Raw genomic sequence first — 19024 nt, 5'->3', positions numbered from 1 at the left:
GAGGATCGCCAAAACGGCTCGTGAACACGGCTCCAGGTTGTCCACAGCCGGCGATGCTCTGATCGGGTTTGTCGCTGTCACTGGATAGGCTGGTGACCACGGCGGTGACCGCGCCGCACGGGGGAATCTGTGCGGATCTGATGGGGATTGGGAGGTCCGATGTCGGCTCGGCGGTTGGATGCCCCCGCTCTGCGGGCTTGGGCGCATACCGCCGTCGATGAGCTGATCGTCCACACCGATGAGATCAACCGGCTCAACGTGTTCCCGGTGGCTGATGCCGATACCGGCACAAACATGCTGTTCACGATGCGTTCGGCGTGGGCGCACGTAGACGGCGAGCCGGCCGATGCCGACATCACGGCAGTGGCGAGCGCGTTGGCGGCCGGAGCGCTGCAGGGGGCCCGCGGCAACTCCGGGGTGATCCTGTCCCAGATTCTGCTCGGCCTGGCCGAGGTCATCACCACCGCCGCGGCCCGGCGTGACGGTGCCCTCTCCGCGGTGGACGGCGCGCTGCTCGGGGAGGCGTTGCGCCATGCCGCCGTCCTGGCCGTCACCTCGATGGGTGAGCCCGTGCCGGGGACCATCGTGTCCGTCCTGCAGGCGGCCGCCGAGGCCGGCGAGCACTGCGCGGCTACCGGCGGCGACGTCGCCGATGTGGCGGCCGCCGCCGGCGAGGCCGCCTCGGCAGCCCTCGACCGCACCCCGGAACAGCTCGACGTGCTCGCCAAGGCAGGCGTGGTCGATTCCGGAGGTCGGGGCCTGCTCGTGCTGCTCGACGCGATGACAACCACCCTGGCTGGCCACGCGCCGCGCCGGCCGGTCTACACCCCGGCCTCGCCGCAGGTGGCGCTGGCGGCCGTGGCGGCACCACCGCAGTTCGAGGTGATGTATCTCCTGAGTGGGTGCGGCGCGTCTGCAGTCGAGGGGCTGCGGGCAGCGTTGGAACAGATGGGTGAGTCGGTCGCCATCGCCACCTCCGGCAGCGATCAGTACTCGGTGCACGTCCACCTCGACGATGCCGGCGCCGCGGTCGAGGCCGGGTTGGCGGTGGGGTCGCTGAACCGAATCCAGATCACCGCGCTGACCGTCGCTGCGGGCGTCAGGCCTGCCGGTGGATGGACCCGCGAGCGGGCTGTGCTGGCCGTTGTGGACGGGGACGGCGGCGTCGAACTGTTCGCCGGTGAGGGTGCGCAGGTGTTGCGGCCCGAAGCAGGCGAGCCAATCAATGCGCAGCAGCTGTTGCGTGCCCTGATCGATGTGGGGGCGGCCCAGGTGATGGTGTTGCCCAACGGGTATGTCGCCGCCGAGGAGCTCGTGGCGGGCTGCACCGCCGCGATCGGTTGGGGCATCGACGTGGTGCCGGTGCCGGCCGGTTCGATGGTGCAGGGGTTGGCGGCGCTGGCCGTCCACGACGAGGGACGGCAAGCCGTCGACGACGGGTACACCATGGCGCGTGCCGCTGCCGGGGCGCGGCACGGTGCGGTGCGGATCGCCACCGAGGAGGCGTTGACCTGGGCGGGCACCTGCAAGCCGGGTGACGGACTCGGCATCGCCGGCGACGAGGTCCTGATCGTCGGGTCTGATCTCACCTCCGCGGCCGCCGGGTTGATCGATCTGATGATGGTGGCCGGCGGAGAGCTGATCACGGTACTGACCGGCGACGGTGTGGACGATGAGGTCGGGAAGGCGCTGCAGGCCCACGTCCACCGCGCGCACCTCGGCGCCGAGTTGGTGACGTATCACACGGGCCACCGCGGTGACGCCCTGCTGATCGGGGTCGAGTAGTGGTCGGTCTCGGTGAACGTCTCGAGTTCGTGATCGGAAAGAAGAACGCGGACAAGCTCAATGCCAATTTCGGTCTCCGCACGGTCAACGACCTGCTGCGTCATTACCCGCGCAAGTACAGCGACGGGATGACGGTGCGTGGGGAGGGCGAGGCGCTCGACCTGGAAGAAGGTGAGCACGTCACCTTCATCGACGTGGTGACGAAGGCGGAGATCGGTGAGATGCGGTCGACCGTGCGCACCAAATCCGGCGGCACCCGGCGGGCCAAGTACCTGCGGGTGGCCCTGGGGAATCATCGGCCGGCGGTGACCGCCACCTTCTTCAACGCCGGCTGGATGGTGGACAAGGTGGAGAAGGACACCCGCCTGATGCTGTCCGGCGAGGTCAAGTACTTCCGTAATACCCTTCAGTTGAACCATCCCGCCTTCCTGGTGCTCAATCCGCCGTCCGGCAAGCAGATCGGCACCAAGTCGCTGACCACCATCGCGTCGGCATCGGGTGCCAGCGGTGAGGAGATGCTGGCCGAGTTCGAGCGGGACTTCTTCCCGATCTATCCCGCGTCGGCCAAGGTGCAGAGCTGGGACATCTACGCGTGCGTGCGCCAGACCCTCGACATGCTCGACCCGGTCCCCGATCCTTTGCCGGAAGACTTTGTCCGCCAACACAATCTGATGTCCGAGGATGAGGCGTTGCGGGCCATTCACCTGGCCGAGAACACGACTGCGCGCGAGCGTGCCAGCGAGCGGCTGACTTACGACGAAGCGATCGGGCTGCAATGGGGGCTGGTGGCCCGGCGCTACAGTGAGCTGAGTGAATCCGGTCCTGCCGCACCGCGAACCGACGGCGGGCTGGCGGCCGCGCTGCGCAATCGGCTGCCGTTCGAGCTGACCACCGGACAGTCCGAGGTGTTGGAGGTGATCTCTGACGAACTGGCCTCGACGCGGCCCATGAACCGGATGTTGCAGGGCGAGGTGGGCTCGGGCAAGACCATCGTGTCGGTCCTGGCGATGCTGCAGATGGTCGACGCGGGCTATCAGTGCGCGCTACTGGCACCCACCGAAGTGCTTGCCGCCCAACATGCCCGATCGATACGTGACGTGCTCGGGCCGCTGGCCATGGCGGGTCAACTCGGTGGTGCCGAGGGTGCAACCGGGGTCGCGCTGCTCACCGGCTCCATGACGGCGCCGCAGAAGCGCGCCGTGCGCGAAGAGGTGGCGTCCGGGCGAGCCGGCATCGTCGTCGGCACCCACGCCCTGCTGCAGGAGGCGGTCGAGTTTCACAACTTGGGCATGGTGGTCGTCGACGAGCAGCACCGGTTCGGGGTCGAGCAGCGGGACACGTTGCGCGCCAAGGCCCGTGACGGGCTGACGCCGCACCTTCTGGTGATGACGGCCACACCGATTCCCCGCACCGTCGCGCTCACGGTGTACGGCGATCTGGAGACCTCGACGCTGCGCGAGCTGCCCCGGGGCCGTCAACCCATCACCACCAACACGATTTTCATCTCGCAGAAGCCTTCCTGGCTGGACCGGGCCTGGGCCCGTATCCGCGAGGAGGTGGCCGCGGGGCGCCAGGCCTATGTGGTCGCCTCACGCATCGACGAGTCCGACAAGCCCGGCGACAAGGACGAAGGGCGCGGCGGGCCGCCGCCGGTCACGGTGGTCGACCTCTTCGACCGGCTGAGCGCGGGCCCGCTGTCCGGATTGCGGCTCGGCCTGATGCACGGCCGGCTGTCCGGTGACGAGAAGGACGCGGTGATGGGCCTGTTCCGGGCCGGCGAGATCGACGTGCTGGTGTGTACCACCGTCATCGAGGTCGGCGTCGACGTGCCCAACTCCACGATGATGGTGGTGATGGACGCCGACCGGTTCGGCATCAGCCAGCTTCATCAGCTGCGCGGCCGCATCGGCCGCGGGCAGCACCCCAGCTTGTGCCTGCTGGCCACCCGGTTGCCGGAGACGTCCAAGGCCGGTGAACGGATCAAGGCCGTTGCGGCGACCTTGGACGGATTCGCCCTGGCTGATCTGGATCTCGACGAGCGACGCGAGGGAGATGTGCTGGGCCTCAACCAGTCCGGGCGCACCATCAATCTGCGTTTCCTGTCCCTGCGGGACCATCTCGAAGTGATCCAGGAGGCCCGGGCATTCGCCGAGCAGCGTTACGCGCAGAATCCGCATGATTCCGGGATGGACCTGTTGGCAGCGCAATTCGTGAACACCGATCGCGTCGAGTACCTGGACAAGGCATGACCCGCCGCCGGATGTGGTGGCTGGCTGCAGCCGTCGCACTCGCGGTGGTCGTCGCCATCCAGGTGACCTTGGCAACGCAGCGCTCCGCCCGGTTCACCGCCCAGGCGCAACCGCCCAGCGTGGTCGCCGGGGTCGATCTGTTGGCCGGAGTGCCCGAAGTACCGGTACGGGTGCGTGGCAACGACTATCGTCGCGCGGCATTCGGCGAGTCGTGGGACGACGACAACAGCGCGCCCGGTGGCCACAACGGCTGTGACACCCGCAACGACATTCTCAATCGCGACCTCGTCGACAAGACGTTCGTCGCGATCAAACGGTGTCCGACCGCCGTGGCGACCGGCACCCTGCACGACCCGTACACGAACGCGGTGGTGTCCTTCGTCCGCGGCAATCAGACCGGGGCCTCGGTGCAGATCGATCACATCGTGCCGCTGGCGTTGGCCTGGGACCTGGGCGCGCGGGACTGGCCTGACGACCTTCGGCTGCGGTTCGCCAACGACCCGGCGAACCTGCTGGCGGTCGCGGGTAAACCCAACCAGGACAAGAGCGATCAGGAACCAGCCCACTGGATGCCGCCCAATCGGGCGTTCTGGTGTCAGTACGCGGTGCAGTTCGTCGAGGTGTTGCGCGGCTACGCGCTGGCGGTCGACACCGCCTCGGCCGGGGTCTTGCGTGAGGCCGCCGGGACCTGCCCTACGGGCTAGCCCGTGAAGGTCGCCGGGTCGGGCCGGAACCGGGTGCCATCATCGAGGCTGCTGAGGCTGTCCATCTGCTCGGCGGTCAACTCGAAGCCGAACACGTCGAGATTGGAGGCGATCCGCTCGGGGTCGGTCGAGCGCGAGATCACGCTGTTGCCCAACTGGATGCTCCAGCGGATCAGCACCTGCGCCGGCGTCCTGCCGTGTGCCTCGGCGATGGCCGTGACGGCCGGGTTGTCGAGCAGGTTGCCGACGCCCAACGGGCTGTAGGCCTGCGTGGTGACGTTGTACTGGGCGTTGGCGGCACGCCAGGCACTCTGGTTGAGCAGCGGGTGCAGCTCGATCTGGTTGACCGCAGGAGCGACGAAGGTCAGGTCGACGATCGTCGACAGGTTCTCGGGGCTGAAGTTGGAGACACCGGTGGAACGGGCCAGCCCGGCCTGCTTGAGCGCCATCAGCCCACCCCAGCTGTCGACGTACTTGCCGACGTCGTTGCCCGGCCAATGAATCAGGTACAGGTCCACGTAATCCAGGCCGAGCCGCTCCAGGCTGGCCCGCCCGGCGTCCTGGGACGACGTGAAGCCGTGATCGGTGATGGCCAGCTTGGTGGTGACCGAGATCTCCTCGCGCGGAATCCCCGAGGCCGCGATGGCCCGGCCGACGCCTGCCTCATTGCCATAGGCGGCCGCGGTGTCGATCAGGCGGTGACCGGCCTCAAGGGCCGCCGATACCACGCGCTCCGCCTCGGAATCCGAGAGTCCGCCGACACCCAGGCCGACAACCGGGATCGTGCGGTCGTCGTTGAGCGTGACGGTGGGAATCGCAGCCCCGTCGGAGGAGGTCATGGCACCTATCCTGTGAAGTTGAAGGTTCGGGGGTCGGGTCCCAGGCGAGTGTCCGTCTCCAGCGAGGCGATGGCCGACATATCCGACTCGTTCAGATCGAAATCGAACACGTCGAAATTGCTGACAATCCGCTCGGGGTTCACCGACTTGGGGATGACGATATTACCCAGATGTATATGCCACCTAATCAGTACCTGTGCGGGCGTTTTACCATGCCGTCCGGCGATGCCGGTGATCACCGGATCGGTGAGCAGTGAACCCTGGCCCAGCGGGCTCCACGCCTCGGTGGCGATGCCCAATCTGGCGTGTACCTCGCGCAGCTCGTGTTGCGGTAGCAGCGGGTGCAACTCGATCTGATTGACCGCGGGCACGATGCCGGTGGCGTCGATCAGCACGTCCAGGTGTTCGGGCGCGAAGTTACTCACCCCGATTGACCGGATCCGGCCCTGATCACGCAGGTGTGCGAAGGCCTTGAAGGTGTCGACGTAGGCATTGTTGGCCGGTACCGGCCAGTGGATCAGATAGAGGTCGAGGTAGTCGACGCCGAGCCGCTCCAGGCTCGCGTCGAACGCGGCCAGCGTCGAGTCGTATCCCTGATCGCTGTTCCACAGCTTGGTCACCAGGAACACGTCTTCGCGGGGGACCCCGGAGTCAACCAGGCCCCGGCCGGTTTCGGCCTCGTTGCGGTACGCGGCCGCGGTGTCGATGTGCCGATAGCCTGCCTGCAGGGCCGCGCTCACCGCGCGCACGGTCTCCTCGGCAGGGGTCTGCCAAACCCCCAACCCGACTTGCGGTACCGAATTACCGTCGTTCAGCGTGACACGAGGACTCACAGAGGGAGCAGCCATGACTGAAAGTCTGCCAGGCGGCCCGGCCCAGGGTGGACCTGGTGGCCACAGCCGGGACACGGTCAGACAGGCGGTGCTCGAGCGGGCGACCAAGTTCACCCTGGCCGCGATCCCGCGGATTTCCGACCGGACCAAGCGACTGCTGCTGGGCGGACGTTCGGTGGTGGTCGACGGCAACACCCTGGACACCACGCTCCAATTCACCCTGGCCGCGCAGCGTGCGGCCGGGGTCGGAGGCCTGGTCGCCGACTACAGCACGGAGTCCGGCGTCGCGGTTTCGCGAGCCGCGCTGCGGGCCACCGCAGCCATGATGACGGCACGGATCCGCGCGGATGTGACCGAGATGTCGATTCCCGGTCCGGCCGGGCCCATCCCGGCGCGACGCTACGTCCCGGACGGCACCGGGTCTCCGGGCACGTCGGCGTTGTTGCTGTACTTCCACGGCGGCGGCTTTGTCATCGGTGACCTCGACACCCACGACAACCTGTGCCGGCTGATCTGCCGGGACGGTGGAATCCAGGTCATCTCCGTCGACTACCGCCTCGCGCCCGAGCACAAGGCGCCGGCGGCCGTCGACGACGCCTACGCGGCCTACCGCTGGGCGCTCGACCATGCCGCGGGTCTGGGGGCCACGCGCATCCTCGTCGGAGGAGACAGTGCCGGCGGCAACCTGGCTGCGGTGGTGACCCAACAGGCCCGCGACTCGGAACTGCCGCTGCCCGCGCTGCAACTGCTGCTCTACCCCGTCACCGACTGGTCGAGCGAGACGAGATCCAAGACGCTGTTCTCCGACGGCTTCTTCCTGCAGAAACGCGACATGGACTGGTTTGCCGCGCACTACCTCGATGGCGCCGAGGTGGCCGCCGACGATCCAGCAGTGTCACCGCTGCTGAGCGAAGATCTCACCGGCCTGCCGCCCGCGCTGGTGGTCACGGCCGGGTTCGACCCACTGCGGGACGAGGGGAACCGGTATGCGAGGGCCATGCAGGACGCCGGGGTGGTCGTGGACCTGCGCGAAGAACGGTCGATGATCCACGCATTCGCCAACTTCTTCCCGCTGGGCGGCGGCAGTGACACTGCGACGAGCGCAATGATCTCGGCCCTGCGCGCACATCTCAGCCACGCCGAAAGCTGACCTGTCGGCGCCGGTACGCTTGTCGACGTGGCCAAACCGAAGAAGACCGCGAAGTACGACCTCAAGGCGGCTGACCGCAAGCGCAACCTGTTCATTCAGATCGGGCTGACAGCCGTTGTGGTGCTGTTCGCCGTCGGCCTGGTGCTCTACATCGTGACGACCGGCCACAAGCGTCCGGCCTCCGGGGAGGCCCGGGCCGTGCACGAGGCGGCGCCCAGCGTGATCACCAAAGAGGGCACATCTGAGCCCAAGGTGACGCTGAGCCTCTACGAGGACTTCCTGTGCCCCGCATGCGGTCATCTGGAACAGCAGTTCGGCCCGACCATCAACAAGCTCATCGACAGCGGCGCAGTGGCTGTCGACTACCACATGGTGGCGATCCTGGACAAGGCGGGCAACGGCTACTCGTCACGCGCAGGCGGTGCTGCCTACTGCGTCGCCGACGAGTCCGTCGACGCATTCCGTCGTTTCCACTCCGCGCTCTTCACTCCCGGAATCCAGCCGGAGGAGGGCAGCGGCGTCTACCCCGACAACGCCCGGATCATCGAGCTCGCCCGCCAGGCCGGCGCCGCCGGTGATGTCCCCGACTGCATCACCAAGGGTCGCTACGTGGAGATGGTGCAGGGCATGGCCGCGGCCACCGAAATCCACTCGACTCCGACCGTCAAGTTCAACGGTGAGGACTACAGCCCCACCACACCTGACGAGCTGATCGCCAAGGTCAAGGAGGTCGTCGGTGACCTTCCGGCGCTGAACGCCCCCGCTCCTGCACCGGCCGCGCCCGCTCCTGCACCGGCCGCGCCCGCTCCTGCTCCCGGCGCACCGGCCGCTCCTGCTCCTGCTCCTGCGCCCGGCGCACCGGCCGCCCCCGCACCGGCCCACCCATGAGTGACGCCGCAGCGCCCGAGCTCGACGAACTCGGCGACTCCGGGGCCGAGAAGGCCCCCGGAATCGCCGTCGGCAAGCCCGCTGCGATCTGGATACTGATCGCCGGTGTCCTCGGGCTGGCGGCGGCACTGGCACTGACGGTCGAGAAGATCGAGCTGCTGATCGATCCGAGTTACGTACCGTCGTGCAGCATCAACCCGGTCATCTCCTGTGGCTCGGTGATGACCACCTGGCAGGCCTCGGTTTTCGGGTTCCCCAATTCGCTGATCGGGGTGGTCGCGTTCACGGTCACCCTGGTCACGGGTGTGCTGGCGGTCGCGGGCGTTCGGTTGCCGCGGTGGTACTGGGCCGGGCTGGCGGCTGGCAGCCTGCTCGGTGCGGTCATGGTGCACTGGCTGATCTTCCAGAGCCTCTACCGCATCGGGGCGCTGTGCCCGTACTGCATGGTCGTGTGGTCGGTGACGATCCCGCTGTTGGTGGTCACGAGTTCCATCGCGCTTCGACCGCTGCACACCAACGCGGTCGCTCGGGCGATCTACCAGTGGCGGTGGTCGCTGGTGGCGCTCTGGTTCACCTCACTTGTGCTGTTGATCTTGGTGCGTTTCTGGGAATACTGGTCAACGCTGCTGTAACACTTCCGAAATAACTTGTCGGTTAGGTCTACCCGTGATTTCCAAGCTGTTAGTCGCCAATCGTGGCGAGATCGCGATCCGTGCGTTTCGCGCTGCTTATGAGATGGGCATCGCGACGGTGGCGGTGTATCCGTATGAGGACCGCAATTCGCTGCACCGCCTGAAGGCCGACGAGTCGTATCAGATCGGCGAGATCGGTCATCCGGTACGGGCGTACCTGTCTGTTGAGGAGATCATCAGGGTCGCCAAGCATTCCGGTGCGGATGCGGTGTATCCGGGTTACGGGTTCCTGTCGGAGAATCCGGAATTGGCTTCGGCGTGTGCGGAGGCGGGCATCACGTTTGTGGGCCCCTCGGCGCAGGTTCTGGAATTGACCGGTAACAAGGCGCGGGCCATCGACGCCGCGCGGGCAGCGGGCCTGCCGGTGCTGGCGTCCTCGGCGCCGTCGTCGTCGGTGGATGAGTTGGTCGCTGCGGCACGGGATATGGAGTTCCCGCTGTTCGTCAAGGCGGTGTCCGGTGGCGGTGGGCGCGGTATGCGCCGGGTGACCGATCCCGAGGCGCTGCCCGAGGCGGTGGAGGCGGCTTCGCGCGAGGCCGAGTCGGCGTTCGGCGACCCCGAGGTGTACCTGGAGCAGGCCGTCATCAACCCGCGCCACATCGAGGTGCAGATCCTGGCCGATACACAGGGCAACGTCATGCACCTGTTCGAGCGGGATTGCAGTGTGCAGCGGCGCCACCAGAAGGTGATCGAGCTGGCGCCGGCGCCGAACCTGGATCCGGAGTTGCGCGAGCGGATTTGCGCGGATGCGGTGGCTCTGGCCCGCCAGATCGGTTACAGCTGTGCGGGCACCATGGAGTTCCTGCTCGACGGGCGTGGGCATCACGTGTTCATCGAGTGCAATCCACGAATTCAGGTGGAGCACACGGTGACCGAGGAGATCACCGATGTGGACCTGGTCGGTTCGCAGCTGCGGATCGCGGCGGGGGAGACGCTGGCCGATCTGGGTCTGAGCCAGGACTCGCTCGTCATTCGCGGGGCGGCGATGCAGTGCCGGATCACGACCGAGGATCCGGCCAACGGATTCCGTCCTGACACCGGCCGGATCACCGCCTACCGGTCACCCGGGGGTGCGGGTGTCCGCCTGGATGGCGGCACCAATGTCGGAGCCGAGGTGTTGGCGCACTTCGACTCGATGCTGGTCAAGCTGACCTGTCGCGGGCGTGACTTCTCCACGGCGGTGTCGCGGGCCCGCCGCGCGCTGGCAGAGTTCCGCATCCGCGGGGTGTCGACGAACATTCCGTTCCTGCAGGCCGTGATCGAGGATCCCGATTTCCGGGCCGGACGGGTCAACACGTCGTTCATCGATGACCGTCCGCAGCTTCTGACCGCGCACACACCTGCTGACCGCGGTACGAAGATCTTGAATTACCTGGCCGATGTCACGGTGAACAAGCCCAACGGCGAGCGGCCCTCGGCGGTGTACCCGCAGGACAAGTTGCCTGCGTTGGATCTGTCGACGGTGCCGGCGGCGGGGTCCAAGCAGCGTCTGATCGAGTTGGGACCCGAGGGGTTCGCGGCGTGGATGCGCGACAGCAAGGCTCTCGGGGTCACCGATACGACGTTCCGCGATGCGCATCAGTCGTTGTTGGCCACCCGGCTGCGGTCGACGGGGTTGCTCAAGGTCGCGCCGTATGTGGCGCGGATGATGCCGCAGTTGTTGTCCATCGAGTGTTGGGGTGGCGCGACTTACGATGTGGCGCTTCGTTTTTTGAAGGAAGATCCGTGGGAGCGGCTGGCCGCCCTGCGTGAGGCGGTGCCCAACATCTGTCTGCAGATGCTGCTGCGGGGCCGAAACACCGTGGGATACACGCCGTATCCGGAACTGGTGACTGAGGCGTTTGTCGACGAAGCCACGCGCACCGGTATCGATATTTTCCGGATCTTCGACGCGCTCAACAACATCGAGTCGATGCGTCCGGCGATCGACGCGGTCCGCGAGACCGGCACGGCCATCGCCGAAGTCGCGATGTCCTACACCGGGGACCTGTCTGACCCGGGCGAGAACCTGTACACGCTGGATTACTACCTGAAGCTGGCCGAGCAGATCGTCGACGCCGGTGCGCATGTGCTGGCGATCAAGGACATGGCCGGGCTGTTGCGTCCGCATTCCGCGCACCTTCTGGTAGGCGCGTTGCGGTCGCGTTTCGATCTGCCGGTGCATGTTCACACCCATGACACCCCGGGTGGGCAGTTGGCGACGTATCTGGCGGCCTGGCAGGCCGGCGCGAGCGCGGTCGATGGCGCCGCGGCGCCGTTGGCCGGCACCACCAGCCAGCCGGCGTTGTCCTCGATCGTGGCTGCCGCGGCGCACACGTCGTTCGACACCGGGTTGTCGCTGAGCGCTGTCTGCGATCTCGAGCCCTATTGGGAGGCGCTGCGCAAGGTGTACGCGCCGTTCGAATCCGGTCTTCCGGCGCCGACGGGACGCGTCTACACCCACGAGATCCCCGGCGGACAGCTGAGCAATCTGCGCCAGCAGGCGATCGCGCTGGGGTTGGGGGATCGGTTCGAGGAGATCGAGACCGCCTATGCCGCCGCTGATCGGGTGCTGGGCCGGTTGGTGAAGGTGACCCCGTCGAGCAAGGTGGTGGGGGACCTGGCGTTGGCGTTGGTGGGGGCCGGGGTCAGTGCGCAGGAGTTCGCCGCGGATCCCGCCAAATACGACATTCCCGACAGCGTGATCGGATTCCTGCGCGGCGAGCTCGGTGACCCGCCGGGTGGTTGGCCGGAGCCGTTGCGCACCAAGGCTCTTGAGGGCAGGGGGCCGGCCAAGCCGATTCAGGAACTCTCGGTTGAGGACGAGGAACTGTTGGCTGCGCCCGGACCCAAACGTCAGGCGGCGTTGAACCGGTTGCTGTTCCCGGCGCCGACCAAGGAGTTCGAGACACACCGCGAGACCTACGGCGACACCTCCGGTCTGAGCGCCAATCAGTTCTTCTACGGGCTGCGCTACGGCGAGGAGCATCGGGTCGAGCTGGAGCGCGGTGTGCAGTTGCTGATCGGTCTGGAGGCGATCTCCGATGCCGACGAGCGCGGCATGCGCACGGTGATGTGCATCCTCAACGGGCAACTCCGTCCGATCACGGTGCGCGACCGCAGCATCGCCAGCGAGGTTCCTGCCGCCGAGAAGGCCGACCGCAACAACCCCGATCATGTCGCGGCGCCGTTCGCCGGTGTGGTCACCGTCGGTGTGGCCGCAGGTGACACGGTCGAGGCCGGCGCGACCATTGCCACCATCGAGGCGATGAAGATGGAAGCCGCCATCACCGCCCCCAAGGCCGGCACCGTCGAACGTGTCGCAGTGGCCGCCACCGCCCAGGTCGAGGGTGGCGACCTGCTGGTCGTGGTGACCGGCTCGGCGGGCAAGGGTGAAGCAGCCGGGGAATCGAGCTGACCCGCATCATCGCGGGGGCGCTCGGCGGCCGCCGGATTGCGGTGCCCCGCAGCGGTACCCGGCCGACTTCAGATCGGGTCCGCGAAGCCGTGTTCAACGCCTTGACGGCGCGGCTGGATTTCGCCGGACTGGCGGTGCTGGATCTGTATGCCGGCTCGGGAGCGCTTGGGCTGGAAGCGCTTTCGCGTGGTGCAACCTCCGCCACCTTTGTCGAGGCGGATGCGCGGGCGGCCGCGGTCATTGCCGAGAACATCGCCGCGCTGGGCGTGCGCAACGCGGCGGTGCGCCGGGGCAACGTCGACACGGTGTTGGCCGGGGGTGCCACGCGACCGGTCGATCTGGTGTTCGCCGACCCGCCGTACGATCTCGATGACGCCGCGGTCGACGCGATGCTCACAACATTGGCCGCTGCCGGGTGGGTCGCCGCGGGCACCCTCGTCCTGGTGGAGCGGCGGTCGTCGAGCCGGCCGGTGAGCTGGCCGGAAGGCTGGGATGCGTTGAGTGCCCGCCGCTACGGTGACACCCGCGTCGAACTCGCCGAAGTGGGCTAGCAGGTCGGTCGCCGCGACGGGGCCTGTAGCGTCGTCACCCATGAGTGGCGCGGTATGTCCCGGCTCCTTCGACCCGGTGACCCTTGGCCATATCGACATCTTCGAGCGTGCGGCGGCGCAGTTCGACGAGGTCGTGGTGGCGATTCTGGTGAATCCCAACAAAAAAGGAATGTTCGACCTCGACGAGCGAATGGCGATGATCACCGAGTCGACCACACACCTGCCCAACCTTCGGGTCGAGTCCGGTCAGGGTCTGGTGGTCGACTTCGTCAAGGATCGCGGGCTGACCGCGATCGTCAAGGGCCTGCGCACCGGCACCGACTTCGAATACGAGCTGCAGATGGCGCAGATGAACAAGCACGTGGCGGGCGTCGACACCTTCTTCGTGGCCACCACGCCGCAGTACTCGTTCGTGTCGTCGTCGCTGGCCAAGGAGGTTGCCTCCTTGGGCGGCGATGTCTCGGCGCTGCTGCCCGAGCCGGTCAATCGCAGGCTGCAGGCCAAACTGGGCGGTTAGCTCACCGCGCCGACGGGTATCTGGTTCGCGTGGCGCTCAGCCCATGCGCCCAGACTTGTCACCCGATTCGCGGAGGTCCCGCTGTGCCCAACACATTCGTTCAATCCACCGACGATGTCGTGAAGTTCCTCAAGGATCAACACAATCTGATCAAGGACTTGTTTGAGGAGGTTTTCTCCGCCTCCACGGTCGAGGCCCGAGAAAAGGCATTCGTCGAATTGCGGCAGCTGCTGGCGGTGCACGAGACCGCCGAGGAGATGGTCGTGCATCCACGGGTGCGTCGAGAGGTCGCCGACGGCGACGAGATCGTCGATGCACGCCTGCATGAGGAGCACGCAGCCAAGGAGCAGCTGTCGAAGCTCGAAGGCATGGACTTCGACTCCGCCGAATTCCTGGCCGAGCTCGCCAAGTTCCGCGACGCCGTGGTCGACCATGCCGACCACGAGGAGCACGAAGAGTTCGACAAGCTGCACCGCAAGCTCGACGCCGATGAACTCGAAAGGCTGGTCAAGGCCGTGCAGGCGGCGGAGGCGATCGCGCCCACCCGCCCCCATCCAGGGGTGGAGTCGGCCGGGCTCAATTTCGTCGTCGGACCGTTCGCATCGATGCTCGACCGTGCGCGCGACCTGATCGCCGCGGCGATGCGGTGACTTTGCTGCATCCACGGCAGGCGATACCTCGCGGCGACACACCGATTGTGTTCCCTAGTCACAGGCGTAACACCAGGCACACTGGTAACCGACAACGACGACCTGGAGGGTTTTGCCGTGTACCGAGTTTTTGAAGCGCTCGACGAGCTCGGCGCGATCGTCGAAGAAGCGCGTGGTGTGCCGATGACGGCTGGCTGCGTGGTGCCCCGCGGTGATGTCCTCGAGCTGATCGACGACATCAAGGACGCGATCCCCGGTGAGCTCGACGACGCACAGGACGTGCTGGATGCGCGTGATTCGCTGCTGCGCGAGGCCAAGGAACACTGCGAGTCGGTGATGGGCAAGTCGAACGCCGACGCCGACGGCATGCTCAATCACGCCAGGGGCGAGGCCGACCGGTTGCTGGCCGACGCGAAGGCACAGGCCGACCGGATGGTCGCCGAGGCCCGTCAGCACAGCGAGCGCATGGTCGGAGAGGCACGCGAAGAGGCAGCGCGGCTCGCGGCCGCGGCGAAGCGGGAGTACGACGCGAGCACCGGCCGGGCCAAGGCCGAGGCCGATCGCCTGACCGAGAACGGCAACATCTCCTACGAGAAGGCCGTGCAGGAGGGCATCAAGGAGCAGCAGCGTCTGGTGTCGCAGACCGAGATCGTCTCGACCGCCACCGCGGAGGCCACCCGGCTCATCGACGCGGCACATGCCGAAGCCGACCGGCTGCGCGGCGAGTGCGATATCTATGTCGACAGCAAACTTGCCGAGTTCGAGGACTTCCTCAACGGCACGCTGCGCTCCGTCGGCCGCGGACGTCACCAGCTACGCACGACCGCGGGAACGCACGACTACGCGACCCGCTGACGGTCGTGGGTGACGGTCGGCGCACTGCGTCGTGGTGTGGTCTGACCCCGCCGTAGGATCGATGCATGGCGACGCATGCGAAATCGGCTGGGCGGGGAGGGCCTGAACGGCGCGGAGGTTCCCGATCGCCGCTGGTGATCGACGTCTTGCGACTCGGCCGGCGGCCGGGTTCGTTCCTGGCATACCAGGAGACGGTGCCGAGTCCCGTGCGGATCGGGGCCGAGCTGGTTGCCATCGAGAAAGGTGCGCCGCTCGATCTCGACCTGCAGCTGCAGTCGGTGTCGGAAGGCGTGCTGGTCAGTGGGACCGTATCGGCGCCCACGGTCGGTGAGTGCGCCCGTTGCCTCACCAAGCTCACCGGCGATGTCGAGATCGACCTCACCGAGCTGTACGCGTACCCGGACAGCACCACCGACGAGACCACCGAGGCCGACGAAATGGGCCGGGTGGGCGCCTCGGGACAGGCCGACACCGTCGACCTGGAACAGCCGATCATCGATGCCGTCGGGTTGGCGCTGCCGTTCTCCCCGTTGTGCCGTCCGGACTGCCCGGGCCTGTGCCCCGACTGCGGCGTCGCGCTGGCCACCGCAGAGCCGGGGCATCATCACGACAAGATCGATCCCCGCTGGGCCAAACTGGCCGGCATGCTGCCCGACGACGAGCAGCCCGGGGGCGAGAAGTGACCGATTCGCACGCAGCGCTGCTGGCGGCGCTGGGCGTCGACATCCCCGCCGAACTGCTCACCATCGCATTGACGCATCGCAGTTACTCCTACGAGAACGGCGGCCTTCCCACCAACGAGCGGTTGGAGTTCCTCGGAGATGCCGTACTGGGGTTGACGGTCACCGAGGAGCTCTACCACCGCCACCCCGAACGCTCCGAGGGTGATCTGGCCAAGCTTCGTGCCAGCATCGTCAACACCCAGGCACTGGCCGATGTCGGCCGTGGGCTCACCGAAGGCGGGCTGGGCAGCCACCTGTTCCTGGGCAAGGGCGAAGAGAACTCCGGCGGGGCGGACAAGTCCAGCATCCTCGCGGACGGTGTCGAATCCCTGCTCGGCGCAATTTATCTGGAGCACGGCCTGACCACCGCCCGGGAGGTCATCCTGCGGTTGTTCGGCGAGTTGCTCGATACAGCGCCGACACTCGGAGCCGGGTTGGACTGGAAGAGCAGCCTGCAGGAGTTGACCGCCTCGCGCGGGCTCGGTGCGCCCACCTATGTGGTGACCTCCACCGGGCCCGACCACGACAAGGAATTCTCGGCTGCCGTGGTGGTGGCCGACGTCGAATACGGCAGGGGCGTGGGGCGCAACAAGAAAGAGGCCGAGCTCAAGGCCGCGGCCGCGGCGTGGACCGCACTCGACAATGCGTGAGCACCGATGCCCGAGCTACCCGAGGTAGAGGTCGTCCGCCGCGGGCTGCAGGAACATGTTGCGGGCAAAACAATTTCGGCGGTACGCGTGCATCATCCGCGTGCCGTCCGCCGGCACGAGGCCGGCCCCGCCGACCTGACCGCCCGTCTGCTGGGGGCCCGCATCACCGGTACGGGACGGCGCGGTAAGTACCTCTGGCTGACGCTGGGGGAGGACGGCAGCGAAAACGCGACCGATGCGCTGGTGGTGCATCTGGGGATGAGCGGCCAGATGCTGTTGGGGCCGCTGCGCGACGACCGGCATCTGCGGATCGCCGCGCTGCTCGACGACGGCACCGCGCTGAGTTTCGTCGACCAGCGTACGTTCGGCGGCTGGCAGCTGGCCGATCTGGTGACGGTCGACGGCGCCGCGTTGCCCGAGCCTGTCGCTCACATCGCGCGCGATCCGCTCGACCCGCTGTTCGATCGGGACAGTGTGGTTACCGTATTGCGGCGCAAGCACTCTGAGATCAAGCGTCAGCTGCTCGACCAGACCGTGGTGTCCGGTATCGGCAACATCTACGCCGACGAGGCGCTGTGGCGGACGAAGGTCAACGGCGCCAGGACCGCTGCGCTGCTGACGCGGCGTCGGCTGGGGGAGCTACTCGATGCAGCTGCGGACGTGATGACCGATGCGTTGAGCCAGGGCGGCACGTCGTTCGATTCGCTGTACGTGAATGTCAACGGCGAATCCGGTTATTTCGAGCGGTCTTTGGACGCCTACGGCCGCGAGGGGGAGCCGTGCCGACGGTGCGGTGCGGTCATGCGCCGCGACAAGTTCATGAACCGGTCGTCGTTCTACTGCCCGAAGTGTCAGCCCCGTCCACGGGGCTGACCCGAGCCTCGTCCGCAGCAGATCAGGGCATGCTGGGCATGCCCGGCATGTCGGACATACAGATCTTCCACGATCCGCTTTCCTTGCGCAGGTACAACTTGCCGGGGCCCGCGGTGCTCGAGATGTCGACGACAGCCTTGCTGCCGTTCACCGTGATCTTGGTGATCTCCGCCGACCCGCTGCTGTCGGTCGTCTTCGGAATGTCGATCGCATCCAGGCCGCCGATCTTTTTGAACAGGTCCTGATCGGCCTGGCAGAAGTAGGGCAGGGCCTCTTTGAGGTCGCCGGAGCTCGACATCACCTCATCGAGGAACGCCCGCACCTCTTTCTCCGCATCGCTGGAACCGGAGGACTGCGACGAACCCGCGCTGCTGCGGCCGCCACTCGAACCCGAATCGCCGTTCAACGCGAAAATCAGGACGCCGCCGACAATGACCACCACGGCCAGCACGGCGCCGCCGATCGCCAACCACATACGGTTGCCGCCGCCCGACGGCTGCGGGGTGGGGTACCCGTACGGCGACTGCGGCGCACCGTACGGCTGCCCGTAGGGCGCCCCGTACGGCTGGGGTGCTCCGTAGGGCGCGCCGTACGGAGGTTGGGGCTGTTGCGGCGCTCCATACGGCGAGCCGTAAGGCTGTTGCTGAGGTGCCCCGTAAGGGGAGCCGTACGGCGGCTGCTCGGGGTTTCCGGCAGTGTTCGGATATCCCTCCGGCCCGCCCGGCTGCTGGTACGGCGGCTGCCACGGCCCGGGCGCTCCCGACGGCGGGGTGGGCGGATTGCTCGGCGGATAGGTCACAGTGCTCCTCAGCGATGTCGGTGGGCCGAGTCTATCGTCGCTGCCTGAGTCGCCGCCGTGTCCAACGGGGGCAGGTGACCGATCCGACGGCCATTACCCCTGGAATAACCGCGTATCGCGGCGTGTAGAAATACCGCATGACCGAACTTTGGGTTGACCGCACCGGTGTGCGCAGGTACGTCGGACGCAGTTCGCGCGGTGCAGAGGTACTCGTGGGCAGTGAGGACGTCGAGGGCGTGTTCACCCCGGGTGAGCTGATGAAGATCGCCCTGGCAGCGTGCAGCGGGATGTCCAGCGACCAGCCCCTGCGCCGGCGCCTGGGTGACGACTATCCGGCGACGATTCGGGTGTCGGGACCGCCCGACCGGGAGCAGGAGCGCTACCCGCTGCTGGAGGAGAAGCTCGAAATCGACGTGTCGGGCCTTTCGGAGGCCGAGGTGGCCCGCGTGTTGACCGTCGTCGAGCGCGCCATCGACCAGGTCTGCACGGTGGGACGCACCCTCAAATCCGGCACCGAGGTGAAATTCGAGGTCGCCACTTCGTGACGGAACCACACCCGCCTGAGGCCGGGCCCGACACCGAGGTGCGCCTGAGCGCCTGGGTGCATGGCCAGGTGCAGGGCGTGGGATTCCGGTGGTGGACCCGGTCGCGCGCGCTGGAACTCGGCCTGACCGGGTTTGCTTCGAATCGGCCCGACGGCCGGGTGCATGTGGTGGCGCAGGGGCCACGCGGGAAATGTCAGCGATTGCTTGAGCTGCTCCAGAGCGGGGAAACCCCGGGGTCGGTGGATCACGTCGTCGCAGATTGGGCGGATGCCGACGCCCCGATGGCGGGGTTCATCGAACGGTAGCCGGGTCGGCGGTAGGGTTT

19 protein-coding genes are annotated in these 19024 nt (G+C 67.2%); 16 read left to right on the top strand and 3 right to left on the bottom strand.

Annotated features, from left to right (window positions below; all coding sequences use genetic code 11):
* The first annotated feature begins 159 nt into the window (after positions 1–159).
* From A5779_RS11375 to A5779_RS11365, 3 genes are read left to right on the top strand one after another with little or no spacing between them, the layout of a single operon-like run.
* Entirely contained in the window at positions 160–1785 is a 1626-nt protein-coding gene (locus A5779_RS11375; protein ID WP_064881837.1) for a fatty acid kinase ATP-binding subunit FakA, read from the top strand.
* Positions 1785–4034, top strand: a complete 2250-nt coding sequence (gene recG / locus A5779_RS11370; protein WP_064881835.1) for an ATP-dependent DNA helicase RecG — start codon at positions 1785–1787, stop codon at positions 4032–4034. Before A5779_RS11375 ends, recG begins: the two co-directional genes overlap by 1 nt.
* Entirely contained in the window at positions 4031–4738 is a 708-nt protein-coding gene (locus tag A5779_RS11365; RefSeq protein ID WP_064881834.1) for an HNH endonuclease family protein, read from the top strand. Before recG ends, A5779_RS11365 begins: the two co-directional genes overlap by 4 nt.
* On the opposite strand, the gene A5779_RS11360 is transcribed toward A5779_RS11365, so the two are convergent.
* A complete protein-coding gene (locus tag A5779_RS11360; protein ID WP_064881833.1) occupies positions 4735–5577 on the bottom strand; it encodes an aldo/keto reductase in 843 nt (280 codons plus the stop codon). The genes A5779_RS11365 and A5779_RS11360 overlap by 4 nt on opposite strands.
* A 5-nt stretch (positions 5578–5582) precedes the next feature.
* On the bottom strand, positions 5583–6410 hold the full coding sequence (locus tag A5779_RS11355; RefSeq protein ID WP_064881832.1) for an aldo/keto reductase: 828 nt from the start codon (positions 6408–6410) through the stop codon (positions 5583–5585).
* Between the two features lie 13 nt (positions 6411–6423).
* Here A5779_RS11355 and A5779_RS11350 point away from each other — a divergent pair, with 13 nt between their 5' ends.
* The 11 genes from A5779_RS11350 to mutM all read left to right on the top strand — a co-directional run bounded on the left by A5779_RS11350 (position 6424) and on the right by mutM (position 17355).
* Entirely contained in the window at positions 6424–7560 is a 1137-nt protein-coding gene (locus A5779_RS11350; protein WP_082941649.1) for an alpha/beta hydrolase, read from the top strand.
* A 27-nt stretch (positions 7561–7587) separates the two neighbouring features.
* Entirely contained in the window at positions 7588–8448 is an 861-nt protein-coding gene (locus A5779_RS11345) for a DsbA family protein (RefSeq protein ID WP_064881830.1), read from the top strand.
* Positions 8445–9080, top strand: a complete 636-nt coding sequence (locus A5779_RS11340; protein ID WP_064881829.1) for a vitamin K epoxide reductase family protein — start codon at positions 8445–8447, stop codon at positions 9078–9080. The genes A5779_RS11345 and A5779_RS11340 overlap by 4 nt, the downstream gene beginning before the upstream one ends.
* Before the next feature lie 34 nt (positions 9081–9114).
* Positions 9115–12537, top strand: a complete 3423-nt coding sequence (locus A5779_RS11335) for a pyruvate carboxylase (RefSeq protein ID WP_064881828.1) — start codon at positions 9115–9117, stop codon at positions 12535–12537.
* Entirely contained in the window at positions 12534–13088 is a 555-nt protein-coding gene (gene rsmD, locus A5779_RS11330) for a 16S rRNA (guanine(966)-N(2))-methyltransferase RsmD (RefSeq protein ID WP_082941648.1), read from the top strand. The genes A5779_RS11335 and rsmD overlap by 4 nt, the downstream gene beginning before the upstream one ends.
* A 40-nt stretch (positions 13089–13128) precedes the next feature.
* Complete coding sequence (coaD, locus tag A5779_RS11325) at positions 13129–13605, top strand: pantetheine-phosphate adenylyltransferase (protein WP_055112796.1); 477 nt, start codon at positions 13129–13131, stop codon at positions 13603–13605.
* A gap of 83 nt (positions 13606–13688) precedes the next feature.
* Positions 13689–14255: a hemerythrin domain-containing protein gene (locus A5779_RS11320; protein WP_064881823.1), complete on the top strand. Its 567-nt coding sequence runs from the start codon at positions 13689–13691 to the stop codon at positions 14253–14255.
* A gap of 117 nt (positions 14256–14372) precedes the next feature.
* Positions 14373–15110 (top strand): cell division protein SepIVA, encoded by a 738-nt coding sequence (gene sepIVA, locus A5779_RS11315; protein ID WP_055112803.1) that lies wholly within the window; start codon positions 14373–14375, stop codon positions 15108–15110.
* Between the two features lie 65 nt (positions 15111–15175).
* Positions 15176–15793, top strand: a complete 618-nt coding sequence (locus tag A5779_RS11310; protein ID WP_064881821.1) for a YceD family protein — start codon at positions 15176–15178, stop codon at positions 15791–15793.
* Positions 15790–16482 carry a ribonuclease III gene (gene rnc, locus A5779_RS11305; RefSeq protein ID WP_064881819.1) on the top strand — a complete coding sequence of 231 codons (693 nt, stop codon included), beginning with the start codon at positions 15790–15792 and terminating at the stop codon, positions 16480–16482. The genes A5779_RS11310 and rnc overlap by 4 nt, the downstream gene beginning before the upstream one ends.
* Positions 16483–16488: 6 nt before the next feature.
* Positions 16489–17355, top strand: coding sequence for a bifunctional DNA-formamidopyrimidine glycosylase/DNA-(apurinic or apyrimidinic site) lyase (mutM, locus tag A5779_RS11300; protein WP_064881817.1), 867 nt, complete (start codon positions 16489–16491; stop codon positions 17353–17355).
* A 22-nt stretch (positions 17356–17377) separates the two neighbouring features.
* Here mutM and A5779_RS33835 read toward each other — a convergent pair whose 3' ends face one another.
* Entirely contained in the window at positions 17378–18154 is a 777-nt protein-coding gene (locus A5779_RS33835) for an Rv0361 family membrane protein (RefSeq protein ID WP_064881815.1), read from the bottom strand.
* A 137-nt stretch (positions 18155–18291) separates the two neighbouring features.
* Here A5779_RS33835 and A5779_RS11290 point away from each other — a divergent pair, with 137 nt between their 5' ends.
* Entirely contained in the window at positions 18292–18699 is a 408-nt protein-coding gene (locus A5779_RS11290; protein ID WP_064881813.1) for an OsmC family protein, read from the top strand.
* Positions 18696–19004 (top strand): acylphosphatase, encoded by a 309-nt coding sequence (locus A5779_RS11285; protein ID WP_064881811.1) that lies wholly within the window; start codon positions 18696–18698, stop codon positions 19002–19004. Before A5779_RS11290 ends, A5779_RS11285 begins: the two co-directional genes overlap by 4 nt.
* Positions 19005–19024: the final 20 nt, after the last annotated feature.

Origin of the sequence: Mycolicibacterium peregrinum (genome assembly GCF_001665625.1) — a bacterium.
GTDB lineage: Bacteria > Actinomycetota > Actinomycetes > Mycobacteriales > Mycobacteriaceae > Mycobacterium > Mycobacterium peregrinum_B.
Note: the sequence above shows the minus strand (reverse complement) of the source record. Positions and strands in the feature narration are given on the sequence as shown.